Here is a 20292-nt window from a genome sequence, read left to right as displayed (position 1 = left end):
CAAAAAAAATCGCAGCTTCGGCTGCGATTTTTTATCGGCTCAAGTACATCCGGGTCGTCAGCAGATACACAGGCAGTCCCGACACCACGATCAGCAATGCCGCATAAGGCGCTGCGGCTGCGAACTCGACATTCGCGGTGTGCGCCCACACCTCGGTCGCCAACGTGTTCAGCCCTGTAGGGCTGAGCAGCAACGTCGCCGTCAGTTCCTTCATGGCATCCAGAAACACCAGCGCAAACGCCGCACCCAATGCCGGGAAGATGATCGGCAGGGTCACCCGGCAAAATGCCGTGAACGACGATGCGCCCAGCGTGCGCGCGGCCTCTTCCAGTTGTGGTGCTGCCTTGTTCAGTGCCGTGCGGATCGGCGCCTGTGCCAATGGCAGAAACAGCAAGGCATAGGCAATCAGCAGCAAGGTCGAAGTCTGATACAGCACCGGCACGTAATGCAGGGCGAAATACACCAGTGTCAGCGCAATCACCAGCCCCGGCAGGGCGTGCAGCAGGTAGGGCAGGCGCTCGGCCCAGATCGCCAGTTGGCCTTTGTAGCGCACCACCAGCAATCCGACCGGCACTGCCAGCAGCAGACACAATCCCGCGCCGCCGAGAGACAGTGCCAGCGACGACAACAGGGCTTCGGTGATGGCTGCGACCGGAAACGCTGCCGACGATCCGACCGCCAGCCAGTAGGCCAGCATGCCTAATGGAATCCCGCTGCCGACAAGTGCCAGCAGCAGGCAGTACAACTGACCGGCAATGGCCCAGGATCCGAGTCGGACCTGTTCCGCCTGGCGTGCCGCACCTTGTCCGGTGCGCACATGTCGGCCCTTGCCGCGCACGCGCAACTCCAGCCACAGCAGCAACAGGCACAGCACCAGCAACACTGCGGAAAGCATCGCCGCGTTGGCGTTGCTGAATTCCAGCTCGAATTGCTGATAGATCGCGGTGGTGAAGGTTTGCAGACCGATGATCGACAACGCGCCGAACTCCACCAGCATGTGCAGGGCAATCAGCAGCGAACCGGCCAGCAGCGACGGCCAGAGCAGGGGCAGGGTGACGCGGAAGAACACGCCCCAGCGATTCTGTCCCAGTGTGCGGGCCGACTCTTCAAGAGACGGATCGAGGTTGCGCAGCGTCGCCGCCACCGGCAGGAAGATCAGCGGGTATTTCGACAGGCTCATCACCAGAATCGCTCCGCCAAGGCCTTCGAACTGCGCACTCAGGGAAACCCAGGTGAAACTGCTGACGAAGGCCGGCACTGCGAACGGCAGGCACAGAATCACCCCCCACAGACGTCGTCCTGGCAGGTTGCTGCGTTCCAGCAACCAGGCCAGCGACAGGCCGATCACACCGCAAGCCAGCGTCACGCCGACCATCAGCGCCAGAGTGTTGCGCAGCAGGCCGAACACGTAAGGGCGCCACAGCAAATGCAGCGCCTGTGCCCAGCCGGCCTGCCAGGCTTTCAGCCCGACATAGGCCAGCGGCAACAGGCTCAAGACCACCAGCAGCAATACCGGCAGAATCAACCAGATCGACGGCCGTTTGCGCCGTGGCACGTATTCCCTGCGCGTGACGGATAGCGATGCGGCCATCAGTTCAGGCCAACTTCGCGTTCCAGATCCAGCGCTTCTTCGGCATTGCCCAGATCCGCCGGGGTGACGTCCGGCGCTTCCAGTTCGCTGAACGGCTTGAGGCCGCGATCCGATTCCATGCCTTTATGCAGCGGGTATTCGGCGGTGGTCTGGGTGATCACGCGCTGGCCTTCTTCGCTGGCCATGTAGGCGAGAAATTGCTGCGCTTCTTTTGGATGTTTGCTGGATTTGAGTACGGCGGCGCTGGATACGGTGATCAGCCCGCCGACGTCGCCGCCGGTGAAGTAATGCAGTTTCGAATCCAGCTTGCCTTTCTCCCGTTGCAGGGCGAACCAGTAATAGTTGTTCACCAGAACGGTGGCGACTTCGCCGTTTTCCACGGCTTTGAGGGCGACCATGTTGTTGCTGTAGGTCTTGCCGAAGGCGCGCAGGCCGGTCAGCCATTCTTCGGCGGCATCGCGTCCGTGCTTCTTGATGATGGCGACGGCCTGTTCCTGGAACGCGCCGCTGGTGGGAACGAAACCGACTTTGCCTTGCCATTGCGGGTCGGCGAAATCCAGCACCGATTTGGGCAGGTCTTTTTCATCGATCAGTTTCGGGTTGAAGGCGACCACGCGAACCCGGGCGGTCACGCCGATCCAGGTGCCATTGCCGGCGACGTACTTTTTCGGCAGAACGGCCAGGGTGGCGTCGTCGGCCTTGGCCAGCAGGCCTTGTTCACCGAGGTTGTTCAGCGGTGGGGATTCTTCGGTGTAAATGACGTCGGCGGGGGAGCGGTCGCCTTCTTCGATGATCTGGCTGGCGAGCTGATTGCTGCTGCCCTTGCGTACATTGACGTGAATGCCGGTCTTGGCTTCGAAGGCCTTGGCGATCGCGTCGCCGACTTCCTTGTGCTGGCCGTTGTAGAGAGTCAGGGAAACCGCGTCGGCAGCCTGGGTGAGGGGAGTGGCGAGTGCCAGGCCGAGGAGGGTGAAGGTCAGGCCTCGGCGCAGGGTATTTCGAAACATCATTCGCAGGGTTCCTCACTGTCGCATTGCAAAAACTTGCAACAATGATAAACGATATTGTTTCTCAGATGCGCTTCGCGGCCGGTGGATGTGCCGCCAGATGATTTCTGAACGCCAGAAACGCAAAAACCCGCTTTCGCGGGTTTTTGTGAAACTCAAGGTCGTAACCTTGAATTTGAATTGGTGCCCAGAAGAAGACTCGAACTTCCACGACCGTAAGGTCACCAGCACCTGAAGCTGGCGTGTCTACCAATTTCACCATCTGGGCATTCATCGCGAGCGTTGCCGCTGTTGATGTGGCGCACTATACGGAGCGTCCTTTGATCTGTAAACCCCTGATTTGATTTTAATAAATCAGTTTTTCAGAAACGGCTCCGCAGAATGCAAAAAACCCGCTTTCGCGGGTTTTTGTGTGAGTCTTGAAACTGATCTAGTCTCAAACTCGAAATTGGTGCCCAGGAGAAGACTCGAACTTCCACGACCGTAAGGTCACCAGCACCTGAAGCTGGCGTGTCTACCAATTTCACCACCTGGGCATCATCGACAGCGTCTACGTCGTCGATGGCGCGCACTATACGGAGCGCCTTTTTAACTGTAAACCCCTGCCGGCAAAAAAAATGATTTTTTTTACCGGCGGTGTTGAAAACGGCTTTCGAGCGTCGATACAAGGCTTCAGATGGGCCTTATATAGTCTGAAATTTCCCGTTTCAGGGCGCCTATGCCAAACTAGCCCGCATATAGACAAGGTGAAAACTCTCTAATGGCCGATTGGCAGTCCCTCGATCCCGAGGCCGCTCGTGAAGCGGAAAAATACGAAAACCCTATTCCCAGCCGCGAACTGATCCTTCAGCACCTTGCTGATCGGGGTTCGCCTGCTGCCCGTGAGCAACTGGTCGAAGAGTTCGGTCTGACCACGGAAGACCAGATCGAAGCCCTGCGCCGCCGCCTGCGCGCCATGGAACGCGATGCTCAACTGATCTACACCCGCCGTGGCACGTACGCGCCGGTGGACAAGCTCGATCTGATCCTGGGTCGCATCAGCGGCCACCGTGACGGCTTCGGCTTCCTGGTGCCGGATGATGGCTCCGACGATCTGTTCATGAGTCCGGCGCAGATGCGTCTGGTGTTCGACGGTGACCGCGCCCTGGCGCGGGTTTCCGGCCTGGACCGTCGCGGTCGTCGTGAAGGCGTGATCGTCGAAGTGGTTTCCCGTGCCCACGAAAGCATCGTCGGTCGCTACTTCGAGGAAGGTGGCATCGGTTTCGTCGTCGCGGACAACCCGAAGATCCAGCAGGAAGTGCTGGTCACGCCGGGTCGCAACGCCAACGCGCAGATCGGTCAGTTCGTCGAGGTGAAGATCACCCACTGGCCGACGCCGCGCTTCCAGCCGCAAGGCGACGTGATCGAAGTGGTCGGCAACTACATGGCGCCGGGCATGGAAATCGATGTTGCCCTGCGTACCTACGACATTCCGCACGTCTGGCCTGAGGCTGTTCTGAAGGAAGCCGCCAAGCTAAAGCCGGAAGTCGAGGAAAAGGACAAAGAGAAGCGCGTCGACCTGCGCCATCTTCCGTTCGTCACCATCGATGGCGAAGATGCCCGTGACTTCGACGACGCGGTCTATTGCGAAGCCAAACCGGGCAAGCTGCGCCTGTTCTCCGGCGGCTGGAAGCTATACGTGGCGATTGCCGACGTTTCCAGTTACGTGAAGATCGGCTCGGCCCTGGACAACGAAGCCCAGGTGCGCGGCAACTCGGTGTACTTCCCCGAGCGCGTGGTGCCGATGCTTCCTGAGCAACTGTCCAACGGTCTGTGCTCGCTGAACCCGCACGTCGACCGTCTGGCGATGGTCTGCGAGATGACCATCTCCAAATCCGGTGAGATGACCGACTACTGCTTCTATGAGGCGGTGATCCACTCCCACGCCCGCCTGACCTACAACAAGGTCAGCGCGATGCTGGAAACGCCGAAAGCCACCGAGGCGCGCAAGCTGCGCGGCGAATACACCGACATCGTGCCGCACCTCAAGCAGCTCTATTCGCTGTACAAGGTGCTGCTGGCTGCCCGCCATGTGCGTGGCGCGATCGATTTCGAGACCCAGGAAACCCGGATCATCTTCGGTTCCGAGCGCAAGATCGCCGAAATCCGTCCGACGACCCGTAACGATGCGCACAAGCTGATCGAGGAATGCATGCTGGCGGCCAACGTGGCCACCGCCGAATTCCTGCAGAAGCATGAAATCCCGGCGCTGTACCGCGTTCACGACGGCCCGCCGCCGGAGCGTCTGGAAAAACTGCGCGCGTTCCTCGGCGAGCTCGGTCTGTCCCTGCACAAAGGCAAGGACGGCCCGACGCCGAAGGACTACCAGGCCCTGCTGGCGAGCATCAAGGATCGTCCGGATTTCCACCTGATCCAGACCGTGATGCTGCGCTCCCTGAGCCAGGCGGTGTACAGCGCCGAAAACGACGGCCACTTCGGCCTGAACTACGAAGCCTACACCCACTTCACTTCGCCGATCCGTCGTTACCCGGACTTGCTCACGCACCGGGCGATCCGCAGCGTGATCCACTCCAAACAGAACACCCCGCACGTTCGCCGTGCCGGTGCGATGACCATTCCGAAGGCGCGTATCTACCCGTACGACGAGGCGGCGCTGGAGCAACTCGGCGAGCAGTGCTCGATGAGCGAGCGCCGTGCCGACGAAGCGACCCGCGATGTCGTGAACTGGCTCAAGTGCGAGTTCATGAAGGACCGCGTGGGCGAGTCTTTCCCGGGCGTGATCACCGCCGTGACAGGTTTCGGTCTGTTCGTCGAGCTGACCGACATCTATGTCGAAGGCCTGGTGCACGTCACCGCGCTGCCGGGCGACTACTACCACTTCGATCCTGTACACCACCGCCTGGCGGGTGAGCGTACCGGTCGCAGCTTCCGTCTCGGCGATACCGTCGAAGTGCGCGTCATGCGCGTCGACCTCGACGAGCGCAAGATCGACTTCGAAATGGCGGAAAAAACCATCAGCGCGCCGATCGGTCGCAAAAAACGTGGCACCGAAACCGCTGCGCCTGCCGCGAAGGCCGCCGCCGAACCGGCACCGGCGAAAACCGCCAGCCGCCGTCCAGCCAAGGAAAAAGCGTCCGAAGCCTACCGTCCAAGCGATGCCGTGGCGAAAAACGCCGAGCTGCGCAAAAGCCGGGAGATGAAGAAGGCCTTGCTGGCCGATGCCAAAACCGGCGGTAAGGCGCCATCGGGCGGCAAGACCGGGCGTTCTGCGCCTGACAAGTCTGCCGGCGGTAAGCCAGCCAAGCCGAGCAAACACCGTAAAGGCCCGCCAAAAGCGGGTTCGGCTCCAGCCAAAAGCGGCGGGGCACGTAAACCGAAGGCGAAGTCATGAGTCAGTTGGAAAAAATCTACGGCGTTCACGCGGTAGAAGCGTTGCTGCGTCACCACCCAAAACGCGTCAAGCAGATCTGGTTGGCGGAAAGCCGCAACGATCCGCGCGTACAGCCGCTGATCGAACTGGCCAACGAAAACCGTGTCCAGATCGGTCAGGCCGAGCGCCGCGAGATGGATGCCTGGGTTGAAGGTGTGCATCAGGGCGTCGTCGCCGAGGTCAGCCCGAGCCAGGTCTGGGGTGAGGCGATGCTCGACGAGCTGCTCGATCGCACCGAAGGCGCGCCGCTGTTGCTGGTGCTCGACGGCGTGACCGATCCGCATAACCTCGGTGCCTGCCTGCGTTCGGCGGATGCCGCCGGTGCGCTGGCGGTGATCGTGCCGAAAGACAAATCGGCGACCCTGACCCCGGTGGTGCGTAAAGTCGCTTGCGGCGCGGCGGAAGTGATTCCGCTGGTGGCTGTGACCAACCTTGCGCGCACCCTGGAGAAACTCCAGCAGCGTGGTCTGTGGATCGTCGGTACGGCGGGGGAGGCCGAGGTCAGCCTTTACGACCAGGACCTGACCGGCCCGACCATCCTGATCATGGGCGCCGAAGGCAAAGGCATGCGTCGCCTGACCCGCGAGCATTGCGACTATCTGGTGCATTTGCCGATGGCCGGCAGCGTCAGTAGTCTCAACGTGTCCGTGGCGACCGGTGTCTGTCTGTTCGAGGCTCAGCGCCAGCGCGGTGCAAAAGCCAGGGCTGCCGCCAAAAAAGCCTGATTCGAACCTGTGGGAGCGAGCGTGTTCGCGAAAAGTGGGGTGTCAGTCGACATGAAAGTGTTGCCTGATGTATCCCGTTCGCGAGCAAGCCCGCTCCCTCAGTGCTTTTGTCTCAGGGCGAGGATGAGTGGTTGTTCAAATAATCACCAATTGCCTTGCACCGCTCCAATCCCTTCTCTACAATTGCGCCCCTTGCTGTGACGGCAGGCACCGATGTGCCCCGCGCCGGCAAGTCCACAAGTGTCATTCACTCCTTGTCTGACCGTTTTTGAGCGGCAGGCTACAACCCGTAAGGAGCATTCATGCGTCATTACGAAATCATCTTTCTGGTCCACCCTGACCAGAGCGAGCAAGTCGGCGGCATGGTTGAGCGTTACACCAAGCTGATCGAAGAAGACGGCGGCAAAATCCACCGTCTGGAAGACTGGGGCCGTCGTCAACTGGCCTACGCAATCAACAATGTTCACAAGGCTCACTACGTGATGCTGAACGTTGAGTGCACCGGCAAGGCCCTGGCCGAGCTGGAAGACAACTTCCGCTACAACGATGCAGTGATCCGTAACCTGGTCATCCGTCGCGACGAAGCCGTTACCGGCCAGTCCGAGATGCTCAAGGCTGAAGAAAACCGCAGTGAGCGCCGTGAGCGTCGCGATCGTCCAGAGCACTCCGACGTCGAAGGCGTTGATGGTGATGAAGGCGATTCCAGCGATAACGCTGACGAGTAATCCACGGACCTTTTAAGGAGCCTATTAAATGGCACGTTTCTTCCGTCGTCGTAAATTCTGCCGCTTCACCGCTGAAGACGTGAAAGAGATCGATTACAAAGATCTCAACACTCTGAAAGCCTACGTATCCGAGACCGGCAAAATCGTTCCAAGCCGTATCACCGGTACCAAAGCTCGTTATCAGCGTCAGCTGGCCACCGCTATCAAGCGCGCCCGCTTCCTGGCCCTGCTGGCCTACACCGACAGCCACGGCCGCTGAGACCGGGTAGTCGACAAGTAGCAAAGGATTGAATGCATGCGTGCCTTAGCTGAGTTCATCATGCGCGGCCGTATGCAGGCCACTCTTGTAGTGGCCGGGTGTGCAACATTGCCGTTGTTGTATTGGTTGGGTGCTGCCGCCGGGAGCTTGGTGCTCCTGCGGCGCGGATTGACGGACGCCCTTGGCGTTCTGTTCCTGGGAATGCTGCCGGCCTTGATCTGGTGGCTGTATGCCGACGACCCACGGGCACTTTTGGTGCTGCTGGGGTCTTCGAGCCTTGCGCTGGTGTTGCGCGCAAGTGAATCCTGGGTCCGCGTGCTGCTGGTCAGCGTAGCAGCGGGATTGGTGTTTTCAGTTGTGCTCGGGGCGGCATTCGCGGCCCAGATCGAGATGCTGGCGCAGGCCTTGATAAAGGTCATGCCGTCGCTTCTCGGTGACGCCTACCAACGATTGTCGGTAGACGAGCAGGCGCGTTTCGCGTCGCTGATTGCACCGGTCCTTACCGGACTGATTGCGGCCCTGTTGCAGATCGTCAGCGTGCTGAGCCTGATTGTCGGGCGTTACTGGCAGGCGTTGTTGTACAACCCGGGTGGTTTTGGTCGCGAGTTTCGCGCCATCCGGATCCCGCTGGGACCAGCGATGTTGCTGCTGGCGTTGATGCTTCTGGGCCCCAATCTGGGCGCACAGATGGCCATGTTGACGCCGTTGTGCAGCGTACCGCTGGTGTTCGCCGGGCTGGCCCTGATTCACGGGCTGGTGGCGCAAAGGCGACTGGCCGGTTTCTGGCTGGTGGGGTTGTACGTGACGCTGTTGCTGTTCATGCAGCTGATCTATCCGTTGCTCGTGGTTCTGGCCATTGTCGACAGCCTGATTGATTTTCGCGGTCGTCACGTGTCGAAAGACGCCGATAACGCGAACGGTGAAGGTTAAAAGTTAAGAGGATTTCCACATGCAACTGATCCTTCTGGAAAAAATCGCCAACCTGGGCAACCTGGGCGACAAAGTAAACGTTAAGGCTGGTTACGGCCGTAACTACCTGCTGCCTTTCGGCAAAGCTACCGCTGCGACCGCTGCCAACCTGGCTGCGTTCGAAGAGCGTCGTGCTGAGCTGGAAAAAGCTGCCGCAGACCGTAAAGCATCGGCTGAAAGCCGCGCTGCTCACCTGGCCGAGCTGGAAGTGACCATCACTGCCACCGCTGGTGACGAAGGCAAGCTGTTCGGTTCGATCGGTACTCACGACATCGCTGACGCACTGACCGCCTCCGGCGTTGAAGTTGCGAAAAGCGAAGTTCGTCTGCCGAACGGCACCATCCGCAACGTGGGTGAATTCGACGTGGCCGTGCACCTGCACGCCGAAGTTGAAGCCACCGTACGCGTTGTCGTGGTAGCAGCCTAAGCAACACCTGATCGGCTGGCGGCTTGTCCGTCAGGCGGTTAACATCGGGCACGATCCTGTTTACAGGTCGTGCCCTTTGTCTTTCTGTGACTCCTGCTTTTAACCAAACTCAAGTGGCCATGAACGATATCTCCGCTCCCGAGCAGTACGATCTGCAAACCGCCGCCCTGAAGGTGCCACCGCATTCCATCGAGGCCGAACAGGCCGTGCTCGGTGGTCTGATGCTGGACAACAACGCCTGGGAACGCGTGCTCGATCAAGTCTCCGACGGCGATTTCTATCGACATGACCACCGCCTGATCTTCCGTGCGATCGCCAAACTGGCCGATCAGAACATGCCGATCGACGTCGTGACCCTGGCCGAGCAATTGGACAAGGAAGGGCAGACCTCGCAAGTCGGCGGCCTCGGTTACCTGGGCGAGCTGGCGAAAAACACGCCGTCCGTCGCCAACATCAAGGCCTATGCGCAGATCGTCCGCCAGCGTGCGACGTTGCGCCAATTAATCGGCATCAGCACGGAAATCGCCGACGCGGCCTTCAACCCTGAAGGTCGCACCGCCGAAGAAATCCTTGATGAAGCCGAACGGCAGATCTTCCAGATTGCCGAGGCGCGCCCCAAGACTACCGGCCCGGTCGGTGTCAACGAATTGCTGACCAAGGCCATCGACCGCATCGACACGCTGTTCAACACCGGTGAGGGGATCACTGGCCTGTCGACCGGCTACACCGACCTCGACGACAAAACCAGCGGCCTGCAGCCGGCCGACCTGATCATCGTCGCCGGCCGTCCGTCGATGGGCAAGACCACCTTCGCGATGAACCTGGTGGAAAACGCGGTGCTGCGCAGCGACAAGGTGGTGCTGGTGTACTCCCTCGAGATGCCAGGCGAATCGTTGATGATGCGTATGCTGTCTTCCCTCGGCCGTATCGACCAGACCAAGGTGCGTTCCGGCCAGCTGGAAGACGACGACTGGCCGCGCCTGACGTCGGCGGTCAACCTGCTCAACGACCGCAAGCTGTTCATCGATGACACCGCCGGTATCAGCCCCTCGGAAATGCGTGCGCGAACCCGGCGTCTGGTGCGTGAACATGGCGAAATCGGCCTGATCATGATCGACTACCTGCAGTTGATGCAGATTCCAGGCTCCAGCGGTGACAACCGGACCAACGAGATTTCCGAGATCTCGCGATCCCTCAAGGCTCTGGCCAAGGAATTCAACTGCCCGGTGGTCGCGCTGTCGCAGCTCAACCGCTCCCTGGAACAACGCCCGAACAAGCGCCCGGTGAACTCCGACTTGCGGGAATCCGGAGCGATCGAGCAGGACGCCGACGTCATCATGTTCGTGTACCGGGACGAGGTGTATCACCCGGAGACCGAACACAAAGGCATCGCCGAGATCATCATCGGCAAGCAGCGGAACGGCCCGATCGGCTTTATCCGCCTGGCGTTCATCGGTAAATACACACGTTTCGAGAACCTGGCGCCGGGTAGCTACAACTTCGACGACGATGAGTAAGATTTTCAGCGTCTGACCGGCCTCTACGCGGGCAAGCCTGCTCACGCAGGGAGCATCACCCGCCTGCGAAGGGGATGCGGTAATTTCCGACCACAGCCGTCGGAATTGGTCAAAATTTGTGCTATATTCCGCGCCCGCGAAATTCCATGAAAGCCAACACCGGTTATCGACATGCAAGCAGCCAAGCCGTTATTTGACTATCCGAAGTACTGGGCCGAATGTTTCGGGCCGGCGCCATTCCTGCCGATGAGCAGGGAGGAGATGGATCAGCTCGGCTGGGATTCCTGCGACATCATCATCGTCACCGGTGATGCCTATGTCGATCACCCGTCGTTCGGCATGGCGATCATCGGCCGGCTGCTGGAGTCCCAGGGCTTCCGCGTCGGGATCATCGCCCAGCCGAACTGGCAGTCCAAAGACGATTTCATGAAGCTCGGCGAGCCGAACCTGTTCTTCGGTGTCGCGGCCGGCAACATGGACTCGATGATCAACCGCTACACCGCCGACAAGAAAATCCGCTCCGACGACGCCTACACCCCGGGCGGCATGGCCGGCAAGCGTCCGGATCGCGCGAGCCTGGTCTACAGCCAGCGCTGCAAGGAAGCCTACAAGCACGTGCCGATCGTGCTCGGGGGCATCGAAGCGTCGCTGCGCCGGATTGCCCACTACGACTACTGGCAGGATCGCGTGCGCAACTCGATCCTGATCGACGCCAGCGCCGACATCCTGCTGTACGGCAACGCCGAGCGGGCCATTGTCGAAGTCGCCCAGCGTCTGTCCTACGGGCACAAGATCGAAGACATCACCGATGTGCGCGGTACTGCGTTCATTCGTCGTGACACGCCGCAAGGCTGGTACGAAGTCGACTCCACGCGTATCGACCGTCCGGGCAAGATCGACAAGATCATCAACCCGTACGTCAACACCCAGGACACCGCCGCCTGCGCCATCGAACAAGAGAAGGGCCCGGTCGAAGATCCACAGGAAGCCAAGGTCGTGCAGATCCTGGCCAGCCCGAAGATGACGCGTGACAAAACCGTCATCCGCCTGCCGTCCGTGGAAAAAGTGCGCAACGACCCGGTTCTGTACGCTCACGCCAACCGCGTGCTGCACCTGGAAACCAACCCGGGCAACGCCCGCGCGCTGGTGCAGAAGCATGGTGAAGTCGATGTCTGGTTCAACCCGCCGCCGATTCCGATGACCACCGAGGAAATGGACTACGTGTTCGGCATGCCGTACACCCGTATTCCGCATCCTGCCTACGGCCAGGAAAAGATCCCGGCCTACGACATGATCCGTTTCTCGGTGAACATCATGCGCGGCTGCTTCGGTGGCTGCACCTTCTGCTCGATCACCGAGCACGAAGGCCGGATCATCCAGAACCGTTCCGAAGAGTCGATCATTCGCGAAATCGAAGAGATCCGCGACAAGGTGCCGGGCTTCACCGGTGTCATTTCCGACCTCGGCGGCCCGACCGCGAACATGTACCGCATCGCCTGCAAGAGCCCGGAAATCGAATCCGCGTGCCGCAAGCCATCCTGCGTGTTCCCGGGGATCTGTCCGAACCTGAACACCGACCACTCGTCGCTGATTCAGCTGTACCGCAGCGCCCGTGCATTGCCGGGTGTGAAGAAGATCCTGATTGCTTCCGGCCTGCGCTACGACCTCGCGGTCGAGTCGCCGGAGTACGTCAAAGAGCTGGTGACCCACCACGTTGGCGGTTACCTGAAGATCGCCCCGGAACACACCGAGGAAGGTCCGCTCAACCAGATGATGAAACCGGGCATCGGCACCTATGACCGGTTCAAGCGCATGTTCGAGAAGTTCTCCAAGGAAGCAGGCAAGGAGCAATACCTGATTCCGTACTTCATCGCCGCGCATCCGGGCACCACCGATGAAGACATGATGAACCTGGCCCTGTGGCTCAAGGGCAACGGCTTCCGTGCCGACCAGGTGCAGGCGTTCTACCCGTCGCCGATGGCGTCCGCCACCGCGATGTATCACTCGGGCAAGAACCCGCTGCGCAAGGTGACATACAAGAGCGACGGCGTGACCATCGTCAAGAGCGAAGAGCAGCGTCGCCTGCACAAGGCGTTCTTGCGTTATCACGATCCGAAAGGCTGGCCGATGCTGCGTGAAGCGCTGATCCGCATGGGTCGCGGCGATCTGATCGGGCCGGGCAAGAACCAATTGATCCCGCTGCATCAGCCGTCCACCGACAGCTACCAGAGCGCCCGTCGCAAGAACTCGACGCCGGCCGGCAGCCATAAAGTGGCGAAAGAGAAGACCACCAAGATCCTCACCCAGCACAACGGCCTGCCGCCGCGTGCCAGTGATGGCGGTAATCCGTGGGACAAGCGTGAACAGGCCAAGGCGGCGGCATTCGCCCGCAACCAGCAGGCGGCCAAGGAGCGCAAGGGCGCGGCCAAAGGCAAAGGGCCGAAGCCGACACGCAAGCCGGTCGTACCGCGCTGAGTTTTGATTGAGCTGAACAGAACGCCAACCTTCGGGTTGGCGTTTTGCATTTCTGGTTTCGGGATTTTGGGTGGCAGTGAGATTTACCCCCCCAGCCCTCTCCCCCAAGGGGGCGAGGGGGAAAGGGAGCCGATCTTCATGCTTTTCAAAACTTGAGTCCGATTCGGTATTTCATGTCGGCGCAGGGCTGATAATCACCACGGTCAGTCCCTCTCCCTCCGGGGAGGGTTAGGGCGCTCTCGCAACATTTGCGTGCAATGACGTGCGCCCGTTTTCCTCCGTCGCCCGATTTTGGTGCTGTACTGCCCTGAGCATTTCCGGGAAAGTGCCCAGGTCCCTGCATGGCATAAGTCTTGCGCGCTTTCGAAAACGCTCAGGCTCGCAGGAGGCACGCCGTGTCGATCCATGTCGCATTGCACCACGTCACGCATTATCGCTATGAACGCGCGGTCGAACTCGGCCCGCAGATCGTTCGTCTGCGCCCGGCCGCCCACAGCCGCACGCGGATTCTGTCCTATGCGCTGAAAGTCGCGCCCGAGCAGCATTTCATCAACTGGCAGCAGGACCCCCAGGGCAACTATCTGGCACGGCTGGTGTTTCCCGAGAAGACGCAAGAACTGCGGATCGAAGTCGATCTGCTGGCCGAGATGGCGGTGTTCAATCCGTTCGACTTTTTCCTCGAACCCTATGCCGAGAAAATCCCCTTCGCCTACGCCGCCGATGAGCGCAAGGAACTGGCGCCATACCTCGAAACCTTGCCCCTGACGCCGAAGTTCAAAGCCTATCTGGACGCCATCGAGCGTACGCCGTTGCCGGCCGTGGACTTCCTGGTGGCGCTCAATCAGCGCCTGAGTGAGGACATCAACTACCTGATCCGCATGGAGCCCGGGGTGCAAACCCCGGAGCACACCCTTGAGCACGCCTCGGGATCCTGCCGCGATTCGGCGTGGCTGCTGGTGCAACTGCTGCGCAATCTCGGACTGGCGGCGCGCTTCGTCTCTGGATATCTGATTCAACTGACGTCGGATGTGAAAAGCCTCGACGGCCCGTCCGGCACCGAAGTGGACTTCACCGATCTGCATGCCTGGTGCGAGGTTTACCTGCCCGGCGCCGGATGGATTGGCCTCGATGCCACGTCCGGACTGTTCGCCGGTGAAGGGCATATTCCCTTGGCCTGTAGTCCCGATCCGTCGTCGGCGGCGCCGATCAGTGGGCTGGTGGAGCCTTGCGAGTGCGAATTCAGCCATGAGATGTCGGTGGAGCGGATCTGGGAAGCGCCACGGGTCACCAAGCCCTACACCGACGAGCAATGGCTGGCGATCCAGGCGCTGGGCCGGCAGATCGATGCCGACCTGCTGGAGGGCGACGTGCGCCTGACCATGGGCGGTGAGCCGACTTTTGTGTCCATCGACGACCCGGACGGCGCCGAGTGGAACACCGCCGCCCTGGGCGCGGACAAGCGCCGGCTTTCCGCCGAACTGTTCCAGCGCCTGCGCAAACACTACGCGCCGCAGGGGCTGGTGCATTTCGGGCAGGGCAAGTGGTATCCCGGCGAACAACTGCCGCGCTGGTCGTTGAACAGTTACTGGCGCCGCGATGGCGTGCCGATCTGGCACAACAGCGCGCTGATCGCCGACGAGCAGCAGGACTACGGCGCCGATGGCCAACTGGCCGGGCGTTTTCTGGCGAGTGTCGCCGAACGCCTGAAATTGCCTGAGCGGTTTGTCTTCCCGGCCTACGAGGACAACTTCTATTACCTGTGGCGCGAGGGCGCATTGCCGAGCAACGTCAGTGCCGAAGACTCACGCCTGGAAGACCCACTGGAGCGCGCACGCCTGCGCAAGGTGTTCAGCCAGGGGCTCGGTAAAGTGATCGGTCAGGTACTGCCGCTGGCGCGCACCGCCAGGGGCGATCAATGGCAGAGCGGGCGCTGGTATCTGCGTGACGAGCATTGTCGTCTGGTGCCGGGGGATTCACCGCTGGGCTATCGCCTGCCATTGGCTTCACAGCCTTGGGTGAGGGCCGCCGAGTATCCGTTCATCCATCCCAATGACCCGAATCAGGACTTCCCGGATCTGCCCGACACCGCGCAGCTCAGCAATCCTGGCGAGGCCGCCAGGCCTGAGGAGCGCCGACCGGCCATCGATCAGTCCGCTGACTGGCTGACCCGCACCGCCCTCTGCGCGGAGGCTCGCGAGGGCCGGTTGTACCTGTTCATGCCGCCGCTGGAGCGGGTCGAGGATTATCTGGAACTGGTCACGGCCATCGAGGCCACCGCCGAAGAACTGCATTGCCCGGTGCTGCTGGAGGGCTACGAGCCGCCGAGCGATCCGCGCCTGAGCAATTTGCGCATCACACCGGATCCGGGGGTGATCGAAGTCAACGTGCAACCGTCCGCGACCTGGGATGAACTGGTCGAGCGCACCGAATTTCTTTACGAACAGGCACGACAGACCCGACTCACCACCGAGAAGTTTCTGATCGATGGCCGGCATACCGGCACCGGCGGCGGCAACCATTTCGTACTGGGTGGCGCGACACCGGCCGATTCACCGTTTCTCCGCCGCCCGGATCTGCTGCGCAGCCTGATCAGTTACTGGCATAACCATCCGTCGTTGTCCTACCTGTTTTCCGGATTGTTCATCGGCCCGACTTCCCAGGCGCCACGGGTTGATGAAGCGCGCAATGACGCGTTGTATGAGCTGGAAATCGCCTTCGCGCAAATGCCCGCGCCGGGTGAGGCATGTCCGCCGTGGCGGGTGGACCGGTTGCTGCGCAATTTGCTGATCGATGTCACCGGCAACACCCATCGCGCCGAATTCTGTATCGACAAACTCTATTCGCCGGATGGCGCCACCGGGCGTCTGGGCCTGTTGGAGTTACGGGCGTTCGAGATGCCGCCCCATGCGCGCATGAGCCTGGCTCAGCAGTTGCTGTTGCGAGCGCTGGTGGCGCGGTTCTGGCGTGAGCCTTACGCGCCGTCGAAACTGGCGCGCTGGGGCACGGAACTGCATGACCGCTTTCTGTTGCCGCACTTTATCGAACAGGATTTCGCCGACGTCATCGTTGAGCTCAACAACGCCGGTTATCCGCTGCGCGCCGAGTGGTTCGCTGCGCATCGGGAGTTCCGCTTTCCCAAGGTCGGCGATTACGCGGTCAACGGCATCGAACTGGAAGTGCGCCAGGCCCTCGAGCCTTGGCATGTGCTGGGCGAGGAGGGTACGGCGGGCGGCACGGTGCGCTACGTCGACTCCTCGCTGGAGCGCTTGCAGGTCAGGCTCACCGGGCTGGCGCCGCAGCGCTATATGCTGACTTGCAACGGCATTCCAGTACCGCTGCAACCGAGCGGGCGGGTCGGCGAGTTTGTCGCCGGGGTGCGTTTTCGCGCCTGGCAACCGGCCAACTGCCTGCAACCTGGCATCCCGGTGCATGCGCCGCTGGTGTTCGACCTGCTCGACACCTGGATGCAGCGCTCGCTGGGCGGTTGCCAGTACCACGTCGCGCATCCGGGCGGACGCAATTACGAGACGTTGCCGGTCAATGCCAACGAAGCGGAGAGTCGGCGCATGGCGCGGTTTTTCCGCATCGGCCACACGCCGGGGAAACTTCCTGTACCGAATCTGACCATGACTGACGAGTTGCCGATGACGCTCGATTTGCGACGTTTCTAAAGCGTCTCCCTTTTCAGGCACGACGCGCGGATTTTTCGTATATCCGGGCGTCATGTGCCTGCGTTAGTCTGACCTTTCCTTGCTGGCTGCCGAGCTTTCCATGCCTGACCTGCTTGACCGCTACCCGCTCACGGCGGGCACCTATCACGAACTGCTCGACGCCAGCGGGGCGGTGCGTCCGCATTGGCGGCGGCTGTTCGACCAATTGCAGCGCAGCACGCCGGCGCAACTGGGGCAGCGTCAGGCACTGCTGGCGCGACAGATACAGGAAAACGGCGTCACCTATAACGTCTACGCCGATCCCAAGGGCGCCGATCGTCCATGGGAGCTGGACCTGCTGCCCCATGTCATTGCCGATGACGAATGGCAGCAGCTGTCGGCCGGGATCGCCCAGCGTGCTCGACTGCTCAATGCGGTGCTGGCGGATCTGTACGGGCCGCAACGCCTGATCCGCGAGGGCCTGCTGCCGGCGGAACTGGTGTTCGGCCACAACAATTTCCTCTGGCCGTGTCAGGGCCTCGCGCTGCCGGACGAGGCCTTTCTGCATCTGTATGCCGTGGACCTGGCGCGTACGCCGGACGGCCGCTGGTGGGTGACGGCGGATCGCACCCAGGCGCCGTCCGGTGCCGGTTATGCGCTGGAAAATCGCACCATCGTGTCCCGGGCCTTTCCCGAGTTGTATCGGGATTTGAAAGTGCAGCATCTGGCCGGGTTCTTCCGCACCTTGCAGGAAACCCTGGCCCGCCAGGCACCCTGCGTCGATGAGGCGCCGCTGGTGGTGTTGCTGACGCCGGGGCGATTCAACGAAAGCTATTTCGAGCATCTGTATCTGGCGCGTCAGCTCGGCTATCCGCTGGTAGAGGGCGGCGACCTGACGGTGCGCGACGCCACGGTCTACCTGAAAACCCTCAGCGGTTTGCGCCGGGTTCACGCGATCATGCGGCGGCTCGACGATGACTTCTGCGACCCGCTGGAGCTGCGTACCGACTCGGCGCTGGGCGTTCCCGGACTGCTTGAGGCCGTGCGTCAGGGCCGGGTGCTGGTGGCGAATGCGCTGGGCAGCGGAGTCCTGGAATCGCCGGGGCTGCTGGGCTTTCTGCCGAAGATCAATCAGTACCTGTTCGGCGAAGAACTGATCCTGCCGTCCATCGCGACCTGGTGGTGCGGTGAGGCGCCAGTGTTGGCCCAGGCCCTGGAAAAACTCCCGGAACTGCTGATCAAACCGGTGTTTCCGTCGCAGAGTTTCACGCCGGTTTTCGGTCGCGACCTGAGCGAAAAGCAGCGCCAGGCACTGGCCGCGCGTATGCAGGCCCGGCCCTATGCCTACGTCGCGCAGGAGTTGGCGCAACTGTCCCACGCGCCGGTCTGGCAGCCCGAGAACGGTCAACTGCAACCCCGGGCGATCGGCATGCGCATGTACGCGGTGGCCAGCCGCGACGGTTACCGGGTGTTGCCGGGTGGCCTGACCCGTGTTGCGGCGGACGCCGATGCCGAAGTGGTGTCCATGCAGCGCGGTGGTGCGAGCAAGGACACCTGGGTACTCGGTGACCTGCCGCCGAGCGGTGAGCAGTGGAAGGCCCAGCGCACTATCGGCGTGCATGATCTGGTACGGCGCGATCCCTATCTGCCGTCACGGGTGGTGGAAAACCTGTTCTGGTTCGGCCGCTACTGTGAGCGTTGCGACGGCAGTGCGCGGCTGTTGCGGATCATGCTTGCGCGCTACGTCGACGGTGATGACCCGCAGGCGTTGCAGGCCGCCGTGGCCCTGGGCGAGAGGCTGATGCTGTTGCCGGACGAGGGCGAGTTGCCGCAGCGACTGCTCGCGGCGCTGCTGGGGGACGATTGGTCGTTCAGCCTGCGCTCCAATCTGCAACGCCTGCAGTGGGCGGCATCGCAGGTGCGCGGCAAGCTCTCGCGGGAAAACTGGCAGGCGCTGGTGGAGTTGCAACGCGAGGCAGCGGAGCTGGACACCGACGCGCCGGACTTCGGCGAGTTGCTGGACTTCCTCAACCGGCTGGTGATGTCGCTGGCGGCGCTGTCCGGGTTTGCCCTGGACGACATGACCCGGGACGAGGGCTGGCGCTTTCTGATGATCGGCCGGCGCATCGAACGCCTGCAGTTTCTCAGCAGCAGTCTGGCGGGGTTTCTGCGCGGTGCCGCTTTCGATCAGGCGGGGCTGGAATGGTTGCTGGAGCTGGGCAACAGCAGCATCACCTATCGCTCGCGCTATCTGGCGGTAGCGCAGCTGATTCCGGTGCTCGACCTGTTGCTGCTGGATGAACAGAACCCCCATGCGGTGCTGTTCCAGCTGAAGCTGGTGACCCGCACCCTCAAACGGCTGAGCGACGATTTCGGCGTGCCACGGGAGGCGGGCCTGCCGGCCCTGGTCGAGCGCCTGGCGCGCTTCGATCTCGGTTGTCTGGAGAATCCGCTGTTTGGTGAATCCAGCCTCCGCGCGGCGCTCGAAGGGCTGGCGGATCTGTTGCAGGACATCGCCGATGCCAGCGGCCAGGTGTCCGATCGCCTGGCCCTGCGCCATTTCGCCCACGTCGATGATGTCAGCCAGCGCACGGTGTCCGTCTGATGAATGCCCGTTACCAGATCCTCCACGACACCTGTTATCACTACGACAGCCCGGTTTCCCTGGCGCAGCAACTGGCGCATCTGTGGCCCCGGGAATGCGCCTGGCAGCGCTGGACCGAGCGGCAATTGCTGATCAGTCCGGAGCCGACGACCCGTCGTGATGAGCAGGATGTGTTCGGCAATCCGCTGACACGCCTGGCCTTCGAGCGGCCCCATGATGAGTTGCAGGTCAACGCACGTCTGACGGTCGAAGTGCTGGCGCGGCCGGCGCTGGATTTCAATCTGTCTGTGGCCTGGGAAGTGGCGCGCAATGAGCTGACCTACAACAGCCAGCCGTTGTCCGCTGAACGGCTGGAGGCCTGCCGCTATCGTTTCCAGTCGCCTTACGTTCACCTGAAGCGCAGCTTCGTCGAGTTCTCCGAAAGCTGTTTCCCGGCGGGACGTCCCCTGTTGCTGGGTGTGCGTGCCTTGATGGAAAAAATCTTCAGCGAATTCACCTTCGACGCCGAAGCGACCCAGGTAGCGACGCCATTGCTGGAAGTGCTGGAGCGTCGACGTGGCGTCTGTCAGGACTTCGCTCACCTGATGCTGGCCTGCCTGCGCTCCCGTGGGCTGGCGGCGCGCTACATCAGCGGCTACCTGCTGACCCGGCCACCGCCGGGGCAACCCCGGTTGATCGGCGCCGATGCGTCCCACGCCTGGGTTTCAGTGTTTTGCCCGGTGCTGGGCTGGGTCGATTTTGATCCGACCAACAACGTGCAACCGGCGCTGGAACACATCACCCTGGCCTGGGGCCGGGACTTTTCCGATGTGTCGCCGTTGCGCGGGGTGATTCTGGGCGGCGGGAGCCATGACCCGGAGGTGCGGGTCACGGTGCTGCCGCTGGATCAATGAGGCCCGGGATCAACTCCTG

The 20292-nt window shown here is 61.7% G+C and carries 13 protein-coding genes and 2 tRNA genes; 11 read left to right on the top strand and 4 right to left on the bottom strand.

Going from position 1 to position 20292, the window contains the following annotated elements:
* Nucleotides 1–31: 31 nt before the first annotated feature.
* The 4 genes from N8H74_RS07485 to N8H74_RS07470 all read right to left on the bottom strand — a co-directional run bounded on the left by N8H74_RS07485 (nt 32) and on the right by N8H74_RS07470 (nt 3134).
* The gene (locus tag N8H74_RS07485) at nt 32–1591 is read right to left on the bottom strand and encodes an iron ABC transporter permease (RefSeq protein ID WP_262146801.1); all 1560 of its coding nucleotides are present in this window, start codon (nt 1589–1591) and stop codon (nt 32–34) included.
* Complete coding sequence (locus N8H74_RS07480; RefSeq protein WP_262146800.1) at nt 1591–2601, bottom strand: iron ABC transporter substrate-binding protein; 1011 nt, start codon at nt 2599–2601, stop codon at nt 1591–1593. The genes N8H74_RS07485 and N8H74_RS07480 overlap by 1 nt, the downstream gene beginning before the upstream one ends.
* Before the next feature lie 178 nt (nt 2602–2779).
* Nucleotides 2780–2866 (bottom strand) — tRNA-Leu (locus N8H74_RS07475).
* Between the two features lie 181 nt (nt 2867–3047).
* Nucleotides 3048–3134: transfer RNA gene (locus tag N8H74_RS07470), tRNA-Leu, on the bottom strand.
* A 224-nt stretch (nt 3135–3358) separates the two neighbouring features.
* Between N8H74_RS07470 and rnr the strand changes: the two genes are divergently transcribed.
* The 11 genes from rnr to N8H74_RS07415 all read left to right on the top strand — a co-directional run bounded on the left by rnr (nt 3359) and on the right by N8H74_RS07415 (nt 20273).
* Nucleotides 3359–5989, top strand: a complete 2631-nt coding sequence (rnr, locus tag N8H74_RS07465; RefSeq protein ID WP_262146799.1) for a ribonuclease R — start codon at nt 3359–3361, stop codon at nt 5987–5989.
* Entirely contained in the window at nt 5986–6753 is a 768-nt protein-coding gene (gene rlmB / locus N8H74_RS07460; protein ID WP_217832727.1) for a 23S rRNA (guanosine(2251)-2'-O)-methyltransferase RlmB, read from the top strand. The genes rnr and rlmB overlap by 4 nt, the downstream gene beginning before the upstream one ends.
* Nucleotides 6754–7055: 302 nt before the next feature.
* Nucleotides 7056–7478 carry a 30S ribosomal protein S6 gene (rpsF, locus tag N8H74_RS07455; RefSeq protein WP_217832726.1) on the top strand — a complete coding sequence of 141 codons (423 nt, stop codon included), beginning with the start codon at nt 7056–7058 and terminating at the stop codon, nt 7476–7478.
* A 28-nt stretch (nt 7479–7506) separates the two neighbouring features.
* Entirely contained in the window at nt 7507–7737 is a 231-nt protein-coding gene (rpsR, locus tag N8H74_RS07450) for a 30S ribosomal protein S18 (RefSeq protein WP_002551829.1), read from the top strand.
* Between the two features lie 36 nt (nt 7738–7773).
* Nucleotides 7774–8667 (top strand): hypothetical protein, encoded by an 894-nt coding sequence (locus tag N8H74_RS07445; RefSeq protein ID WP_262146798.1) that lies wholly within the window; start codon nt 7774–7776, stop codon nt 8665–8667.
* Nucleotides 8668–8686: 19 nt separating this feature from the next.
* Entirely contained in the window at nt 8687–9133 is a 447-nt protein-coding gene (gene rplI / locus N8H74_RS07440) for a 50S ribosomal protein L9 (RefSeq protein WP_169428620.1), read from the top strand.
* A 119-nt stretch (nt 9134–9252) separates the two neighbouring features.
* Nucleotides 9253–10650: a replicative DNA helicase gene (gene dnaB / locus N8H74_RS07435; protein WP_217832724.1), complete on the top strand. Its 1398-nt coding sequence runs from the start codon at nt 9253–9255 to the stop codon at nt 10648–10650.
* Between the two features lie 171 nt (nt 10651–10821).
* Nucleotides 10822–13125: a YgiQ family radical SAM protein gene (locus N8H74_RS07430; RefSeq protein ID WP_262146797.1), complete on the top strand. Its 2304-nt coding sequence runs from the start codon at nt 10822–10824 to the stop codon at nt 13123–13125.
* 395 nt (nt 13126–13520) lie between these two features.
* Nucleotides 13521–16796 carry a transglutaminase family protein gene (locus N8H74_RS07425; protein ID WP_262146796.1) on the top strand — a complete coding sequence of 1092 codons (3276 nt, stop codon included), beginning with the start codon at nt 13521–13523 and terminating at the stop codon, nt 16794–16796.
* Between the two features lie 100 nt (nt 16797–16896).
* Nucleotides 16897–19380 (top strand): circularly permuted type 2 ATP-grasp protein, encoded by a 2484-nt coding sequence (locus tag N8H74_RS07420; protein ID WP_262146795.1) that lies wholly within the window; start codon nt 16897–16899, stop codon nt 19378–19380.
* Entirely contained in the window at nt 19380–20273 is an 894-nt protein-coding gene (locus tag N8H74_RS07415; RefSeq protein ID WP_262146794.1) for a transglutaminase family protein, read from the top strand. Before N8H74_RS07420 ends, N8H74_RS07415 begins: the two co-directional genes overlap by 1 nt.
* Nucleotides 20274–20292 lie beyond the last annotated feature (19 nt).

Origin of the sequence: Pseudomonas sp. B2M1-30 (assembly GCF_025447575.1) — a bacterium.
GTDB lineage: Bacteria > Pseudomonadota > Gammaproteobacteria > Pseudomonadales > Pseudomonadaceae > Aquipseudomonas > Aquipseudomonas botevensis.
The sequence above is the reverse complement of the archived record's forward strand: the minus strand, read 5'-3'. Positions and strand labels throughout refer to the sequence as shown.

Bases quoted from the DNA above. Each gene is read 5' to 3' on its own strand.
- N8H74_RS07420 (WP_262146795.1), top strand. From the start codon at position 16,897: ATGCCTGACCTGCTTGACCGCTACCCGCTCACGGCGGGCACCTATCAC.
- rlmB (WP_217832727.1), top strand. From the start codon at position 5,986: ATGAGTCAGTTGGAAAAAATCTACGGCGTTCACGCGGTAGAAGCGTTG.
- N8H74_RS07415 (WP_262146794.1), top strand. From the start codon at position 19,380: ATGAATGCCCGTTACCAGATCCTCCACGACACCTGTTATCACTACGAC.
- N8H74_RS07430 (WP_262146797.1), top strand. From the start codon at position 10,822: ATGCAAGCAGCCAAGCCGTTATTTGACTATCCGAAGTACTGGGCCGAA.
- N8H74_RS07445 (WP_262146798.1), top strand. From the start codon at position 7,774: ATGCGTGCCTTAGCTGAGTTCATCATGCGCGGCCGTATGCAGGCCACT.
- rpsF (WP_217832726.1), top strand. From the start codon at position 7,056: ATGCGTCATTACGAAATCATCTTTCTGGTCCACCCTGACCAGAGCGAG.
- rpsR (WP_002551829.1), top strand. From the start codon at position 7,507: ATGGCACGTTTCTTCCGTCGTCGTAAATTCTGCCGCTTCACCGCTGAA.
- N8H74_RS07485 (WP_262146801.1), bottom strand. From the start codon at position 1,591: ATGGCCGCATCGCTATCCGTCACGCGCAGGGAATACGTGCCACGGCGC.
- N8H74_RS07480 (WP_262146800.1), bottom strand. From the start codon at position 2,601: ATGATGTTTCGAAATACCCTGCGCCGAGGCCTGACCTTCACCCTCCTC.
- rnr (WP_262146799.1), top strand. From the start codon at position 3,359: ATGGCCGATTGGCAGTCCCTCGATCCCGAGGCCGCTCGTGAAGCGGAA.
- rplI (WP_169428620.1), top strand. From the start codon at position 8,687: ATGCAACTGATCCTTCTGGAAAAAATCGCCAACCTGGGCAACCTGGGC.
- dnaB (WP_217832724.1), top strand. From the start codon at position 9,253: ATGAACGATATCTCCGCTCCCGAGCAGTACGATCTGCAAACCGCCGCC.